This window comes from Agromyces kandeliae, assembly GCF_009674665.1.
Taxonomy (GTDB): domain Bacteria; phylum Actinomycetota; class Actinomycetes; order Actinomycetales; family Microbacteriaceae; genus Agromyces; species Agromyces kandeliae.
In genome coordinates this window covers 156,695-170,373 of sequence record NZ_WKJD01000021.1, presented here as the reverse complement: position 1 = coordinate 170,373, position 13,679 = coordinate 156,695, and the positions used below count along the sequence as shown (strand labels likewise).

The following is a 13,679-nucleotide window of genomic DNA, read 5'->3' as shown; positions in this document are numbered from 1 at the left end:
GGGCGGTCGGGAATGGGTCCCACGTCCGCGTCGTCGCCCCGCTTCGCGTGACCGAACCGTGACCTGCGCTTCCTACGGTGGACGGATGTCCCAGCAGTCCTGGCAGAAACTCGTCGAATGGCCGCTCTTCATCGCGGCCGTCCTGTTCCTCGCGGCGTACTCGTGGGAGGTGATCGGGGACCTGCACGGACCGGAGGCGGTGTTCGCCGAATCCGTCATCTGGGGCACGTGGGCGCTGTTCGCGCTCGACTACGTCGTGAACCTCGCGCTCGCCGAGGATCGCCCGCGCTGGTTCGTGCGGCACCTGCTCGACCTCGCGGTCGTGGTGCTGCCGGTGCTCCGCCCGCTGCGACTGCTCCGCGTGGTGACGATCCTCACCGTGATCGGCCGGACCGCCGGGGCGATGCTGCGCGGCAAGGTGATCCTCTACGCCGCGGGCGCGTCGGTGCTGCTCGTCTACGTCGCCGCGCTCGCCGTGCTCGACGCCGAGCGCGGCAACGGCGGGTCGATCGAGAGCTTCGGCGAGGGACTGTGGTGGGCGTTCGTGACCATCACGACCGTGGGCTACGGCGACTTCTTCCCGGTGACCCCGACCGGCCAGCTCGTCGCGGTCGGCGTCATGGTCGGCGGGATCGCCCTGATCGGCGTGGTCACGGGCACGCTCGCGTCGTGGATCGTCGAGCGGGTGAGCGAGACGAACGAGGCCGAGCAGGTCGCCACGAAGGCGCACATCGATACGCTCACCGAGGAGATCCGCGCACTGCGCGAGGAGATCCGCCAGCGTGCGTGACGAGTGCCGCCGACGCCCCCGCCGCAGCGTCAGTCCATGTCGAGCACGACCGGGTCGCTCTGCACGTCGCCGATCCGCACCGCGAACTCGTTGGGTCCTGGCACGAGTCCCGCCACCCGGAGATCGCGCACCAGCTCCGCGGAATCACCACCGGGGAGTCGCACGAGGCTGGGATCGACCGCGCCGTTCATCGCCAGGCGCCAACTCGGATCGGGTTCGCCGTTGACCAGCAACTCCGATCCGAATACGCCCGGTGCGATCGGTTCGGTGCCGGGGTTCGTCACGGTGACTGCGATCCGCACCAGGGCGGTGTCCGCGCCGGGCGCGCGGTCGACCCGGAGGGACAGTCGAGGTTCCGGCGCGCTCACGTCACCGCCCCCGCTCGCGTCCGGGTGATGCTGGCGCCCTGCTTGCTGACGGTGGTCGTTCCCACGGAATCCACCGCGAAGACCTGCGCGGAACGGAAGAAGAACGTCCCGGCGGTGCCCGAGCCGAGCACCCGGAACCGGTTCGGAATGAACCACGTCCACCCGCCTCCGAAGAACGGCGGCGGCGGGAACAGCCGGAAGAACGGCGGGGCGAGCGGGAAGCCGCTGCCGCAGTGGTCGTGCTTGAAGTGGTTGTCGGCCCGCAAGGTCACGAACGCCGGGTTCGGATGGTGGTTCAGGTCCATCGCCGATCCCTTGCCGGATCGGAAGTAGCCGTTGACCCCGCTCGGCGGGCCGGGGTCCTCGAGCCACTGCACCCGGGCGAAGCTGACGTCCCGATGACCGAAGTCCACGTCGGTCAGCATGTCGGCGCCGGCCTGGCCGGCGGGGATCGGGTTCACCACGTCCCGGGTCATGCTGATGCCGTCCGGCGGGACGACGGTGAGCGCGAGGGTCGCGGGCGGACCGCTCGCCGGTGTCGCCGTGACCGTGACCGATCCGGTCTCCGGCGCGGTCCAGCGGGTCGCCGGCCCGCTCGCGATCGTGAGCGTGCCCGCCGTGACCGTCCAGGTGACGGGTGCCGACGCGGCGAGGTCGACGAACTCTCCCGACCCGACGCGCCGGCGTGACGAGGGCCCGCCGTCGGGTGCGGCCGCGACGGTGGTCGTCGTCAGCAGGGGTGGCGGAGGCGGTGGCGGTGGGGGAGGCGGCGGCCCGCCGCCGGGGATCCGACGGTTGAACTCGCCCATCGTGATGGGGCCGACGATGCCGTCGTCGACGATGCCCGCCGACCGCTGGAACGCCTGCACACGTGACTTGGTCTCGGGTCCGAACTTCGCGTCGACCCCGAACTTCGGGAGGTCGAGGCCGATGTCGACCATCGCCTGCTGCAGCTTCGACACCGCCGGTCCCGTCGAGCCGACGCGCACGAACCGCTCGTTGTCGAAGGCGGCCTCGAGCACGGCATCGCCGGCGAAGCGCCGGTTCGTCAGGTCATGGCCGTCGCCGATCGTCCGCTGCACGGTCCCCGCCGCTTCGGCGAGCGCCGCGGGCGCCCCCACCGGCTGCGGTGGGAACGTCGCGACGGGCTCGTCCTGCTGCCCGGGCGGCACCGTGCGACCGGCGCTCCCGGCGAGTGCGCGCGTGACGGCGGCATTCCCGGCGAGGCGCTGCAGGTGCAGGGTGGTCGACGGCGTGAGCCGGGACGGCGCGACCATCGCGGGCCCGTGCATCCGGTGAGCAGGTGCGATCGGATGCGATGCGTACGGAGCACGTGACGGCGCACGCACCGATGCCCTCACGATCACCACCCCCATGGTCGACCTGCTTCCAGTGTCGCACCGGACACCGCCGGCGGATTGCCCGATCGGGCAATCCGATCACCGCGGCATCGGAAGCGGCGCGACGACCGGAACGGCCGGTGACCCGAAGGTCGCCGGCCGCCCGTGTCGGTGTCCCGAACGGGAGTGCGCGTCAGTCCAGCAGGTGGCCCAGCGCGGCATCCATCCACTCGGCCCGGGCCGCGGCATCCGTGATGCCCTCGAACCCGAAGCCCGCGTAGAGCGAGCCCGGCGTGGCCACGACCGCGGCCTCCGGGAACCCGCCCGCCGTGGTGCGGATGAAGTTGTTCGGGTTCGGCGAGCTGCCCGGAGGCGGCCCCGTGATCTCCCAGCCGCCGAGGTCGGCCTCGAACGAGGTCGTGCCCTCGCCCGTGGAGACCTCGATGTCATCGAAGAACACGCCGAGGCCCTGCGTCGCCCAGTCGCTGGCGTACGACAGCGCCACCTCGACCTGGCCGCCCGCGTAGGCGGAGAGGTCGACCGACCACTGCTGCCAGCCGCCCGAGTTGCCCGAGGCGGCGTTCCACGCACCGCCGTTCGACCCGTTCGGGTCGCAGGTGTTCTCGTCGATGAACGTCTGGTAGTAGTCGAGCTGCGGGTGCAGTTCGTTCCAACCAGCCGGGCAGCTGAGGCCCGTGTCCTGGGTCGTGTGCCCGTTGGCGTCGGGCAGCGTCGTCCAGTCGTCCTGGCCCGGGGTGTGCGCCTCGACGAACGTGTAGTCCCAGTCCGCCTCGGTGTCGTACGACGTCCAGAACGACATGGTCGCGCCGCCGGCCGGCACGTCGATCGTGCGCATGACCTGCTTGTACGACACGTCGCCGAGCTGCGAGTACAGGTAGTAGTCACCCGTGTGCGGCTCGAACGGACCGCCCGCGCGGTCCCAGCGGGCCGAGACCCAGCTCTCGAACTGCGGGTAGTCCGCCACCGGCAGCACGCCGCTCGTGGTGATGAACGAGTTCGTGTGGAACTGGTTCTGCGCGCTGTCGCCGCCGTTGAAGCCCCAGCTGAGGCCCTCGAGCGGGACGTCCACGCCGAGCGCGTCGAGCACGTCGCCCTGGTCGTCCAGGCCTGCCGAGTCGACGGCCACGTAGGCACCGAGCCAGTACTGCAGCACGTCGTTCGTCGCGTCGCCCGAGCCGAACAGCGCCTTGCATCGAGCCAGCACGGCCGGATCGGCGCGGCACTCCTCGTTCGCCGAGGTCGGATCGAAGAACTGCGTGCCGAGGTTCGGCGTGTACTGGCTGCCGGCCCAGTCGCCCGTGTACAGCACCTGGCCGCCCTCGTTCATGAAGTCGCGGACGTTCAGGAGCTCGTCCATCGCCAGGCGCGACGCGTTGCCGCCGCCCCAGCCGGGCTCACGGGTCACGATGTCGTCGCCGGTGTACCAGACGACGGCGTCGAAGTGCGAGAGCACGCCGAGCGAGTCCGCCGCGATGCGGCCACGGGCGTCGACGTCGTAGACGTCGTAGCTCGTGCCGTTCGCGTCGAGCGCGTCCGTGTAGTACGAGAGGTGGTTCGGTCCGCCGGCCTGCCCCGGCGAGGCGCCGGTGTAGTCCTCGGCCGCGAGCACCAGCACGTCGGCGCCCGACTCCGAGACGGCGTCGTAGGTGAACGAGTCGCTCGTCTCGCCACCGCCCTCGAACCAGACCTCGACGCTGTCGCCGGGATCGGTTCCCGTGACCATGCCGCTCATCACGTGGTAGTAGACGTCCGTCGCGCCGCCGTAGCGGTCGCCGCCGTCCCACTCCGAGGTCGGCGCGCTCTGCGCGGCGCCGCCGTTGATCGAGTACTTCACGGTGACGTCGCCGAGGCTGCGCTTCGCGAGGACGCGCACCTCCTGCGGGTCGCCGTAGGAGTAGTCGAACGTGAAGTTCGCCTGCGGGAGGCCGACCTTGTAGTCGTCGTCGCTCTGCAGGTAGAACGGCTTCGTCGTGATGCCGAGGTGCGACACCGGGTTCGCCGGGTCGACGGCCGACATCGCGACATCCGTCGAGAACGGAAGGATCCGCTCGAACTCCGCCTGCACGAGCGCCTCGTCGTCGGGGAAGACGAACCCGCCGCCGCTGCCGCCGTCGCTGAGCTCCGGCGTCCAGGCGAGCGTGCCGTGCGACACGTGCGCGAAGTCGGTGGTCTCGCCGTTCGTCACGTACAGCACGTCGGAGGACAGGCCCGGTTCGAAGTCCTCGATGGACGGGTTGTCCAGGTTGCCCGAGAGCGCGTAGTAGATCGGGTCGTCCCCACTCGGCGTGGCGATCTGCCAGCCCTCCGGGTACAGCAGCCACTCCCCGAAGGAGTGGTAGTTGACCTGGAACTCGGGGTTCGCCCGGTCGAACAGCGCCATCATCGCCTGCGTCTCAGGCTCGGACGCCGGCGACGGGCCGCGGTAGGTCTCGCTCGAGGTCTGCGACGACGAGCCCTCCTCGTCGTACGCGAAGTGCTCCGGGTAGTTGCGGTTCGGGTCGACGCCGTCGCCGCGCGTGATCTCGCCGTTGCCGTCGTTGTCGCGGAGGTTCTTCCGCCACAGCCGCTCGGTGTCGAACGTGTACTGGTACCCGTCGGGATTGGCGACGAGGAGGAACCAGAGTTCGGTGGACTTCAGGAGGTCCTTGACCTCCTTGTCGTTCGACTTCCACTCGTCGAGGTACCAGTTGAGCAGGCGCCGATTGGTCTCCGCCGAGATCCACTCGCGCGCGTGCTGCGTCGAGCTGTAGAGCACCGCGGGACGGGATCCGTCCTTCTGGCCCTTCGCGCCCTGGGTGACCTTCAGCGCGATGATCTCGCGGCCCTGGTAGGTGTGCCCGAGCACGACGAGCTTGACGAGCTGCGGGTTGTCCTTCGCGATCTGGTACATCTGGTCGCGGAAGCCGCCCGGCTCGTCGTAGGAGCGCCACACCGTGTAGCCCGAGGCGGCCTGCTCCTGGGCCGACTGCTTGGCCGATTTGCCGTTCTTGCCCTTGGTCAGCTTCACGTCGATGCCACGGTCGGCGAGCCCCTTGGCCTCGTCCTCGGAGAGGATGAGCTGCATCTCGACTCCGCGTCCGGATGCCTTGCTCGCGGCGATGTCGAGCCCGGACGCGGCCATGTCGGCCGCCTGCTCCGAGCTGACCTCCGCGGTGTACATGTCGAGTTCACCCACGTCGTCCTCGGCGGCGTTCGCGCCGATGGGACTCAGCATCGCCGCGGCGAGTGCCGCGACGGCGGTTCCGAGGGCGATCCGGGTTCGGGTGGAACGGTTTCCAGTCATGACGACCCCTCCGGTCCGTCTCCGGCCAGAGGGGATTGGTGACGACGACGTTGTGCGTCCCGAGATCGCCACGCTTCTGACGCTGTGCGGACCCTACGGGCCACCTTCCTGCGACCCGTCGCGCGCTGTCAAGACTTCGCCCGTGGATTCGTCGATTCCGCCGCCGATCGCTCGATTCCGCCACCATTCGGGCAGTCCGGCGATGGAATCGAGCACGGCGTCGGGTCGGATCGCTCCGTCGAGGTCGGCCGGATCGAACTTCCCGGTGCGGACGAGCACGGCGGGCAACCCCGCCCGCTGCGCGCCCTCGACGTCGGATCGGATGTCGTCGCCCACCATGACGGCTTCGTCGGGCGCCTCCGCGAGCGAGTCGACGGCGGCGCGGTAGAACGCGGCGGCCGGCTTGCCGAGCACCACCGCCTCCCGCCCCGAGGCGTACTCGAGGGCGCGCACGAACGCGCCGACGTCGAGCCGCAGTCCGTCCTCGGCACGCCAGTACCGCGTGAGGCCGAGGGCGACCAGCGGGATGCCGGGATCCTCGGCGAGCAGCCGGAACGCCCGATTCATGGTCGCGAAGTCCCATCCGCTCCCGAGGTCGCCGACCACGACGGCGTCCGCCGACCCGGAGGGTTCCGCGCCGGCCACGCCGAGCTCGGCGAACTCCGAGGCGGTGGCCTCGGGCACGAACAGCGCCGGATGACGGCATCCCTCCGATTCCAGCCACGCCGCCGCCGCCACGACCGGCGTGAGCACGTCGGCCGCATCGACCTCGATGCCCATGGCCCGCAGCTTCGCGACGATCCCGCGCCGCGGGCGCGACGTCGTGTTCGTCACGAATCGGTGGGGGATGCCGCGCTCGACGAGCCAGGCGACCGCCTCGGCGCCGCCCGGCACCGGCTCGTCCCCGACGTAGAACACGCCGTCGAGGTCGAGCAGCACGCCGCGCACGCTCACACTCCGGTCCCGCCCTTCAACCCGGTGCCTCCCGCGATCGAACGCATCACGAGCCGGTCGATCACGGGCAGTGCCGAGGCCCGCAACGCCCACCGCCGGAGCAGGAGCCGGAATCGATCGGGGGGCAGGAACGTGTTCGCCGCGCGCCGTCCGGCGGCCTGCTTCTCCTCGACGACCGGACGCCACCGGCGCTCGTACTCGCCGAGCGCCTCCTCGATCGATGCGGCGTCGCGGCACGGCCCGACGAGATCGGCCAGCAGCTCGGCGCCCGCGATCGCCATCGACGCGCCCTGCCCCGCGAGGAGCGACACGGCCTGGCATCCGTCGCCGGCGAGCACGGTGCTGCCGCGGTGCCAAGCCGGAAGCACCACCTGCGCCACCACGTCGTCGTAGGGGTGCGCCGGGCAGCGGTCGAGCAGTCGGTCGATCGGGTGCCACAGGCCCCCGAACACGCGGCGCAGGCGCGTCGGTGCGTCCTCATCGGGTTCCATCGCGTCCTGCGCGTCCTCGCGGTAGGCGAGGAACGCGGCGACCCGTCCGTCGCGCAGCCCGTAGATGCCGGCCTGGCGGTCGACGGTGTCGGTGAGCACGAACCGCCCGTCGAACTCGGCGTGCAGGTCGGGTGCGCCGTCGATCACGTAGGCCGCGGCCCGGAGCCCGAGCGGGCGCACGAACTGCCGCTCATCGCCGAACAGGGCCTCGCGCACGCTCGAGTGCACGCCGTCGGCGCCGACCACGAGGTCGGCGCCCGCGAGCCGCGCGCCGAGTCCCGTGCCGGCGCCCGCCGCCTCGGACGCGCGGTACGGCACGCCGTAGTGGACGCGCACCGAGCCGTCGGGCGCGTCGCCGATCGCGTCGAGCAGCACGAGCTCCAGGTCGGGACGCATGAGGCTGAGCAGCCGGCCACCGAGCGCCGACGCGAACGCGTCGTAGTCGATGCTCGCGGTCCGCCGGCCCGACCGGGCGTCGACGTACTCGACGGCGCCGATGCGGTACGACACCTCGCGCAGCCGCGGCAGGACCCCGATGCGCTCGGCGGCGTCGAAGCCGAGGCCGAAGAAGTCCATCATGTAGCCGTCCGCACGCGGCCCGTCGGCCCGCTCGAGCACGTCGACCTCCCACCCGGCGAGCGCCAGTTGCCTCGCGCTCGCGAGTCCCGCGATCCCGGCACCGATGACCGCAGCCCGCACGCCGCCTCCGCTCCGGCGGTGGCGAACCCACCGCCCGGTGCCGACGCTACTCCGGCCGCCCGCGCCGTCGCGGGCCATCCGGCCCGTGCGACGCAGCGCCGCTCAGGTGTCGGTCGCGGGCGTCCACGCCTCATCGGGCTCGGGCGGTTCGGGCGACGGATGCCGCGACGCGCGCGGCACGTACCGCGGGATCCATCGCCACAGCATGCCCGCCCCGACGAGGCCGAGCACGCCCATCACCGCCGCGGCGGCCATGAGCGAGAGCGCCGAGGTGATCGCCGAGATCGCGAGGGGTGCGGCGGCCCCGCCGGCGTCGGCGATCGTGCGGAACGCGCCGAGGAAGGGCGCCGGGTTCGACGCGGGCGCGAGGTCGGCCCCGAGGGTCAGGATGACGCCCGAGGAGAGCCCGTTCGCGACGCCGAGCAGCATCGCCGCGCCCGTGAACCACGCGACCGCACCGGGCAGGTCGTGCGTGACGGACAGCACGAGGTGCCCGATCGCGAGCCCCACGAGGCCCGGGATGGCGCTCCACAGGCGCCCGTGCCGGTCCATCACGTGACCGCTCACGTAGAACAGCGCGAAGTCGACCGTCGCGGCGACGCCGATGACGAGCGCTGCGGCATCCGGTCGCATGCCCAGCGAGACCGCCCACAGCGGGAGGATCACGATGCGGCTGGCGCGGAGCGCGGCCAGCAGCCCGATCCCGCTTCCGATCCGCGCGAGCACGCCGCGATAGGCGACGACGGCGTGGCGGATGCCGCCCGCGGCATCCGCTCGCCCCTGCTCGACGGTCGCGGCGCCGCCCGCCTTCCCGACGGACGCCGCCCGTGCACGCACCGCGGCGCCGAACACCCGCTCGGGGTCGGGGAGGACGAGCAGGACCGCGACGACCGTGGCGCACGACGCGACCAGCACCCAGAACACGGCCGTCGCCGATCCGGTCCAGGCGATGATCGCGGCCGCGGTGAACGGCCCGATCGCCCAGCCGCCGCGGAACACGCCCGCGAGCGTCGACAGCGCGCGGGCGCGCACGCGCGCCGGGACGTAGCTCGTGAGGAACGCGTGCCGCGCGAGCCCGAACACGGCCGTCGCCAGCCCGAGGAGGAACACGCCGACCGCCAGCGCCCACGCGGTCGGCACCAGGAGGGCCAGCAGCGTGCCCGCCGAGGCGAGCGCCGACGCGCCGATCATCGCGGGGCGTTCACCGGTGCGGGCGACGAGCCAGCCGGCCGGCAGGTCGCCGACCAGCCCGCCGACCATGAGCATGGCCGCGATGAGGCCCGCGAGCGCGAGCGACGCTCCGCGGTCGACCGCGACGACCGGGATGACCGGGACGAGCGCGCCCTCGCCGAGCGAGAACAGCAGCGTCGGCAGGTACGCGGGGAGGACGATCGACCGCCACGAGAACGGGTGGGCGGTGTCGGACGTCATCGCTCCCAATGTACGCGCGAGGCCCGCGCAGGTCGCTCACGGCCGGGGCCACTAGGCTGGTCGGGACATGTTGGATCTTGACCTCACGCAGGAGATCGCCTCCCTGCGCAGCACCTTCAGCGACATCCGCGCCGTGGTCGACGTCGACGCCCTCAAGGCCGACATCGCCCGGCTCTCCGAGGAGGCCGGCGTCCCGTCCCTCTGGGACGACCCCGCCAACGCGCAGAAGGTGACGAGCGCGCTCAGCCACCGCCAGTCCGAGCTCAAGCGCGTCCTCGAGGTCGAGCGCCGCATCGACGACCTCGAGGTCCTCGTCGAACTCGCGAACGAGATGGAGGACGAGGACTCCGCCGTCGAGGCCCGCAAGGAACTCGCGGCGCTCGAGGAGACCGTCAGCCAGCTCGAGGTGCAGACCCTGCTCGACGGCGAGTACGATCCGCGCGGCGCGGTCGTCACCATCCGCTCGGGCGCCGGCGGCGACGACGCCACCGACTTCGCGGAGATGCTCATGCGCATGTACCTGCGTTGGGCCGAGCGGCACAAGTACCCCGTCAAGGTCATGGACACCTCGTATGCCGAGGGTGCGGGAATCAAGTCCGCGACCTTCGAGATCGACGTGCCCTACGCGTACGGAACCCTCTCCGTCGAGGCCGGCACGCACCGCCTCGCCCGCATCAGCCCGTTCGGCTCCGCCGACAAGCGGCAGACGAGCTTCGCCGCCGTCGAGGTCATCCCGGTGATGGAGGAGGCGCAGGAGGTCGACATCCCCGAGAACGACATCCGCGTCGACGTGTTCCGCTCGTCGGGCCCCGGCGGCCAGTCGGTCAACACGACGGACTCGGCCGTGCGCCTCACGCACATCCCGACCGGCATCGTCGTCTCGATGCAGAACGAGAAGTCGCAGATCCAGAACCGAGCCGCGGCCATGCGCGTCCTCCAGACCCGCCTGCTCCTGCTCAAGCGCGAGGAGGAGGCGGCGAAGAAGAAGGAGCTCGCCGGCACCATCACGGCGAGCTGGGGCGACCAGATGCGCTCCTACTTCCTCTACGGCCAGCAGCTCGTGAAGGACCTGCGCACCGGCTACGAGGTCGGCAACCCGGCGACGGTGTTCGACGGCGACCTCGACGGCCTCATCGCGGCCGGCATCCGGTGGCGCAAGCAGAAGGACGACGCCTGAGCCGCTGACGCGGCATCCGGTACTCCGGCGCACGGGACCTTCGGCACCGGCCGCCACTGACCGCGCGGCCTACCCTCACGCGTGTGGGACCACGGGCGTCCCGCGGGGGGAGTGGGCATCATGCGCGTGCTGGTCGCGTACTCGAGCAAGTACGGTGCGACGCGGGGCATCGCCGACCGGATCGCCGATCGCCTGCGCGACGCCGACCACGAGGTCGACATCGAGCACTGCGACGACGTCGAGTTCCCCGAGGGGTTCGACGCGTTCGTCATCGGCAGCGCCACCTACCTGGGCAGGTGGCGCAAGGAGGCGCGGCGGTTCGTGCGGCACAACCACGAGCTGCTCGGCGGCAGGCCGGTCTGGCTGTTCTCCAGCGGCCCCCTCGGAACCGAGCGCGTCGACCAGGACGGCAACGACGTGCTCGCCGGCGCCGCCCCGAAGGAGTTCGCCGAGTTCGAGGAGCTCATCCACCCGCGCGGCACCATGGTGTTCTTCGGGGCGCTCGACACCGAGCACCTCAAGGGTCGCGATCGCATCGTGAGCTGGATGCCCGCGAACGACGCGCTGCCCGCAGGCGACTTCCGCGACTGGGACGCGATCGACGCGTGGGCGAGGAAGGTCGCGGCCGAACTCGCGGCGCTCCCCGCCTGACCGGGCCGCCCCCGGGCCGCCCCACGGCCCGACGTTTTCCGGTGTCGCTGCCCCGTTTCGAGCGGATGCCGCCTACGCTCGAACCCGATGATCCGCTTCGACTCCGTCACCAAGTCCTACCCGGGGCAGACCCGACCCGCCCTCGACGGGATCACGGTCGAGATCCTGCGCGGCGAGTTCGTGTTCCTCGTGGGTGCGTCCGGATCGGGCAAGTCCAGCTTCCTGCGCCTGATCCTCAAGGAGGATCGCCCGACGGCCGGCCGGATCCACGTGCTCGGCCAGGACCTGCGCTCCATCTCGACGCGCAAGGTCCCGTACTTCCGGCGCAACCTCGGCGTCGTGTTCCAGGACTTCCGGCTGCTGTCGAACAAGAACGTCTTCGAGAACGTGGCGTTCGCCCTGCGCGTCATCGGCAAGTCGCGCGGGTTCGTGCAGACGGCGGTGCCCGAGACGTTGAAGCTGGTGGGCCTCGACGGCAAGGGCAAGCGGATGCCCCATGAGCTCTCCGGCGGCGAGCAGCAGCGCGTCGCGATCGCGCGCGCCATCGTCAACAAGCCGCAGATCCTGCTCGCCGACGAGCCCACCGGCAACCTCGACCCGGTCACCAGCGCCGGGATCATGACGCTCCTCGAGCGCATCAACGCGAGCGGCACGACCGTGGTGATGGCCACCCACGAGGCGGGCATCGTCGACCAGATGCAGCGCCGAGTCATCGAACTGAGCTCCGGGGAGGTCGTGCGCGACGAGCGCAGCGCTGGCTACGCGGTCGGCGTCGCGCTCGCCCCCACCACGTCGGTCGTCGGGGCGGTCCCCGGCGACGCGGTCCCGACGGACCTCGCGGCCGCAGCCCTCGCCGCGGTGGGCGCGGAGTCCACCGACGCGACCGGATCCGCTGCGGACGTCGAGGTCGTGCCGGTCGCGGCGAGCGCCGCATCGTCGACGTCGACGGGGGAGACCGCGGCGGCCGACGCGCTCGTCGCCTCCGTCCGAGCCGAGGAGGCGCTCCACGCGATCGAGGCCGACACGGATGCCGCGGCCACGGTCACCGAGCCCGAGCCCGAGCCGGCGAAGCGACCCGCACCGAGGAAGAAGCGCCCGGCCAAGCGGCCCGCCGCGAAGGCCGAGGTGGTCGAGCAGGCCGCGGACGAGGCATCCGTCGACACCCCGATGGACACGGGCACGGTCGGCGTCGCCGCACCCAAGGTCACCCGGAAGGTCATGCAGGACGCGCCGCCGCTCTACGTGGAGCCGGAGGAGCGCGACGCCGTCACCGACGAGGCCGCGGAGATCACCGCCGCAGCGACCATGCCGGTCGAGCCGCTGACGACCGCGGGCGCGGCCGAGGCCGGCGACGACGGTGGAGACGACGATGACGGCGACGGCCGCGATCGCCCGCCCGGCAGGCCGGCCGCCCCCGTGAGCGCGAAGTCCGCGCACCTCACGCTCGCCGAGCGACTCGGCCTGCGGAGCCCCGCCGGGCCGCGCGCCGGCGACGACGACCAGGAAGTGGGGCCGGTGAAGTGAGGGTCGGTCTCGTGCTCGCGGAGGCGGCGAACGGCCTGCGCCGCAACGCCACCATGGTCATCTCGGTCGTGCTCGTCACGTTCGTCTCGCTCACGTTCGTCGGCACCGCGGCGTTGCTGCAGCTGCAGATCGCGCAGATGCGCGGCTACTGGTACGACCGCGCCCAGGTGGCGGTCTACCTCTGCACGGCGGTCTCGACCACCGAGGGCTGCATCGACGGCGAGGCGACTCCGGAGCAGAAGGAGGCGGTCGAGGCGCAGCTGCGCGGCGACACGCTCGCGCCCTTCATCGACGAGTACTACTTCGAGGATCGCGACCAGGCGTACGCGAACTTCCAGGAGCAGTTCGCCGGCACGCCCGCGGCCGATTACGTGACGCCCGACGTGCTCAACGAGACGTTCTGGGTGAACCTGACCGATCCGTCGCAGTCGGCGGTGCTCGTCGAGAGCCTGGCCGGCCTGTCGGGCGTCGAGCAGGTCGTCGACCAACGCCGCTACCTCGACCAGATCTTCGACGTGCTGAACGCGGCGAGCTACACGGCGATCGCGGTCGCCGCGGTCATGCTCGTGGCGGCGGCGCTGCTCATCGCCACGACGATCCGGCTCTCGGCGTTCTCGCGCCGGAAGGAGCTCGGCATCATGCGGCTCGTGGGCGCGTCCAACCGCTTCATCCAGACGCCGTTCGTGCTCGAGGGCATCTTCGCGGGGCTGCTCGGCTCGCTCCTCGCGGGCGGGGCGGTCGTGGCGATCGTGACCTTCTTCGTGCAGGGCTACCTCGCCGAATCGCTCTCGTTCACGTTCGTCGGGCTCGACGACGCGATGCTCGTCGTGCCGCTGCTCGTCGCCGTCGGGGTCCTCCTGGCGGCCGTCTCGGCCGCGATCGCGATCCGGCGGTACCTGCGGGTCTGACCCGGCCGCGGAACCGGGCCACGGGCGACGGATGCCGCGACC

General features: G+C 71.7%; 11 protein-coding genes. 5 read left to right on the top strand and 6 right to left on the bottom strand.

Going from position 1 to position 13,679, the window contains the following annotated elements; translation table 11 throughout:
• The first annotated feature begins 85 nt into the window (after positions 1–85).
• Entirely contained in the window at positions 86–790 is a 705-nt protein-coding gene (locus GJR97_RS16525) for a potassium channel family protein (protein WP_154347864.1), read from the top strand.
• A gap of 29 nt (positions 791–819) precedes the next feature.
• Here GJR97_RS16525 and GJR97_RS16520 read toward each other — a convergent pair whose 3' ends face one another.
• The 6 genes from GJR97_RS16520 to GJR97_RS16495 all read right to left on the bottom strand — a co-directional run bounded on the left by GJR97_RS16520 (position 820) and on the right by GJR97_RS16495 (position 9,377).
• A complete protein-coding gene (locus GJR97_RS16520; protein WP_154347863.1) occupies positions 820–1,092 on the bottom strand; it encodes a hypothetical protein in 273 nt (90 codons plus the stop codon).
• 62 nt (positions 1,093–1,154) lie between these two features.
• Complete coding sequence (locus GJR97_RS16515; RefSeq protein WP_195760748.1) at positions 1,155–2,450, bottom strand: peptidoglycan-binding domain-containing protein; 1,296 nt, start codon at positions 2,448–2,450, stop codon at positions 1,155–1,157.
• 241 nt (positions 2,451–2,691) lie between these two features.
• Positions 2,692–5,802 carry a M14 family metallopeptidase gene (locus tag GJR97_RS16510; protein WP_229276352.1) on the bottom strand — a complete coding sequence of 1,037 codons (3,111 nt, stop codon included), beginning with the start codon at positions 5,800–5,802 and terminating at the stop codon, positions 2,692–2,694.
• A gap of 93 nt (positions 5,803–5,895) precedes the next feature.
• Positions 5,896–6,756, bottom strand: coding sequence for a TIGR01458 family HAD-type hydrolase (locus GJR97_RS16505; RefSeq protein ID WP_324613618.1), 861 nt, complete (start codon positions 6,754–6,756; stop codon positions 5,896–5,898).
• On the bottom strand, positions 6,753–7,946 hold the full coding sequence (locus tag GJR97_RS16500; RefSeq protein ID WP_324613617.1) for an FAD-dependent oxidoreductase: 1,194 nt from the start codon (positions 7,944–7,946) through the stop codon (positions 6,753–6,755). Before GJR97_RS16500 ends, GJR97_RS16505 begins: the two co-directional genes overlap by 4 nt.
• A 102-nt stretch (positions 7,947–8,048) precedes the next feature.
• Positions 8,049–9,377: an MFS transporter gene (locus GJR97_RS16495; protein ID WP_154347860.1), complete on the bottom strand. Its 1,329-nt coding sequence runs from the start codon at positions 9,375–9,377 to the stop codon at positions 8,049–8,051.
• 67 nt (positions 9,378–9,444) lie between these two features.
• Between GJR97_RS16495 and prfB the strand changes: the two genes are divergently transcribed.
• The 4 genes from prfB to ftsX all read left to right on the top strand — a co-directional run bounded on the left by prfB (position 9,445) and on the right by ftsX (position 13,637).
• Entirely contained in the window at positions 9,445–10,554 is a 1,110-nt protein-coding gene (prfB, locus tag GJR97_RS16490) for a peptide chain release factor 2 (protein WP_154347859.1), read from the top strand.
• A 120-nt stretch (positions 10,555–10,674) separates the two neighbouring features.
• A complete protein-coding gene (locus GJR97_RS16485) occupies positions 10,675–11,205 on the top strand; it encodes a flavodoxin domain-containing protein (protein ID WP_154347858.1) in 531 nt (176 codons plus the stop codon).
• An 87-nt stretch (positions 11,206–11,292) separates the two neighbouring features.
• The gene (gene ftsE, locus GJR97_RS16480) at positions 11,293–12,729 is read left to right on the top strand and encodes a cell division ATP-binding protein FtsE (RefSeq protein ID WP_154347857.1); all 1,437 of its coding nucleotides are present in this window, start codon (positions 11,293–11,295) and stop codon (positions 12,727–12,729) included.
• Entirely contained in the window at positions 12,726–13,637 is a 912-nt protein-coding gene (gene ftsX, locus GJR97_RS16475; RefSeq protein WP_324613616.1) for a permease-like cell division protein FtsX, read from the top strand. The genes ftsE and ftsX overlap by 4 nt, the downstream gene beginning before the upstream one ends.
• Positions 13,638–13,679: the final 42 nt, after the last annotated feature.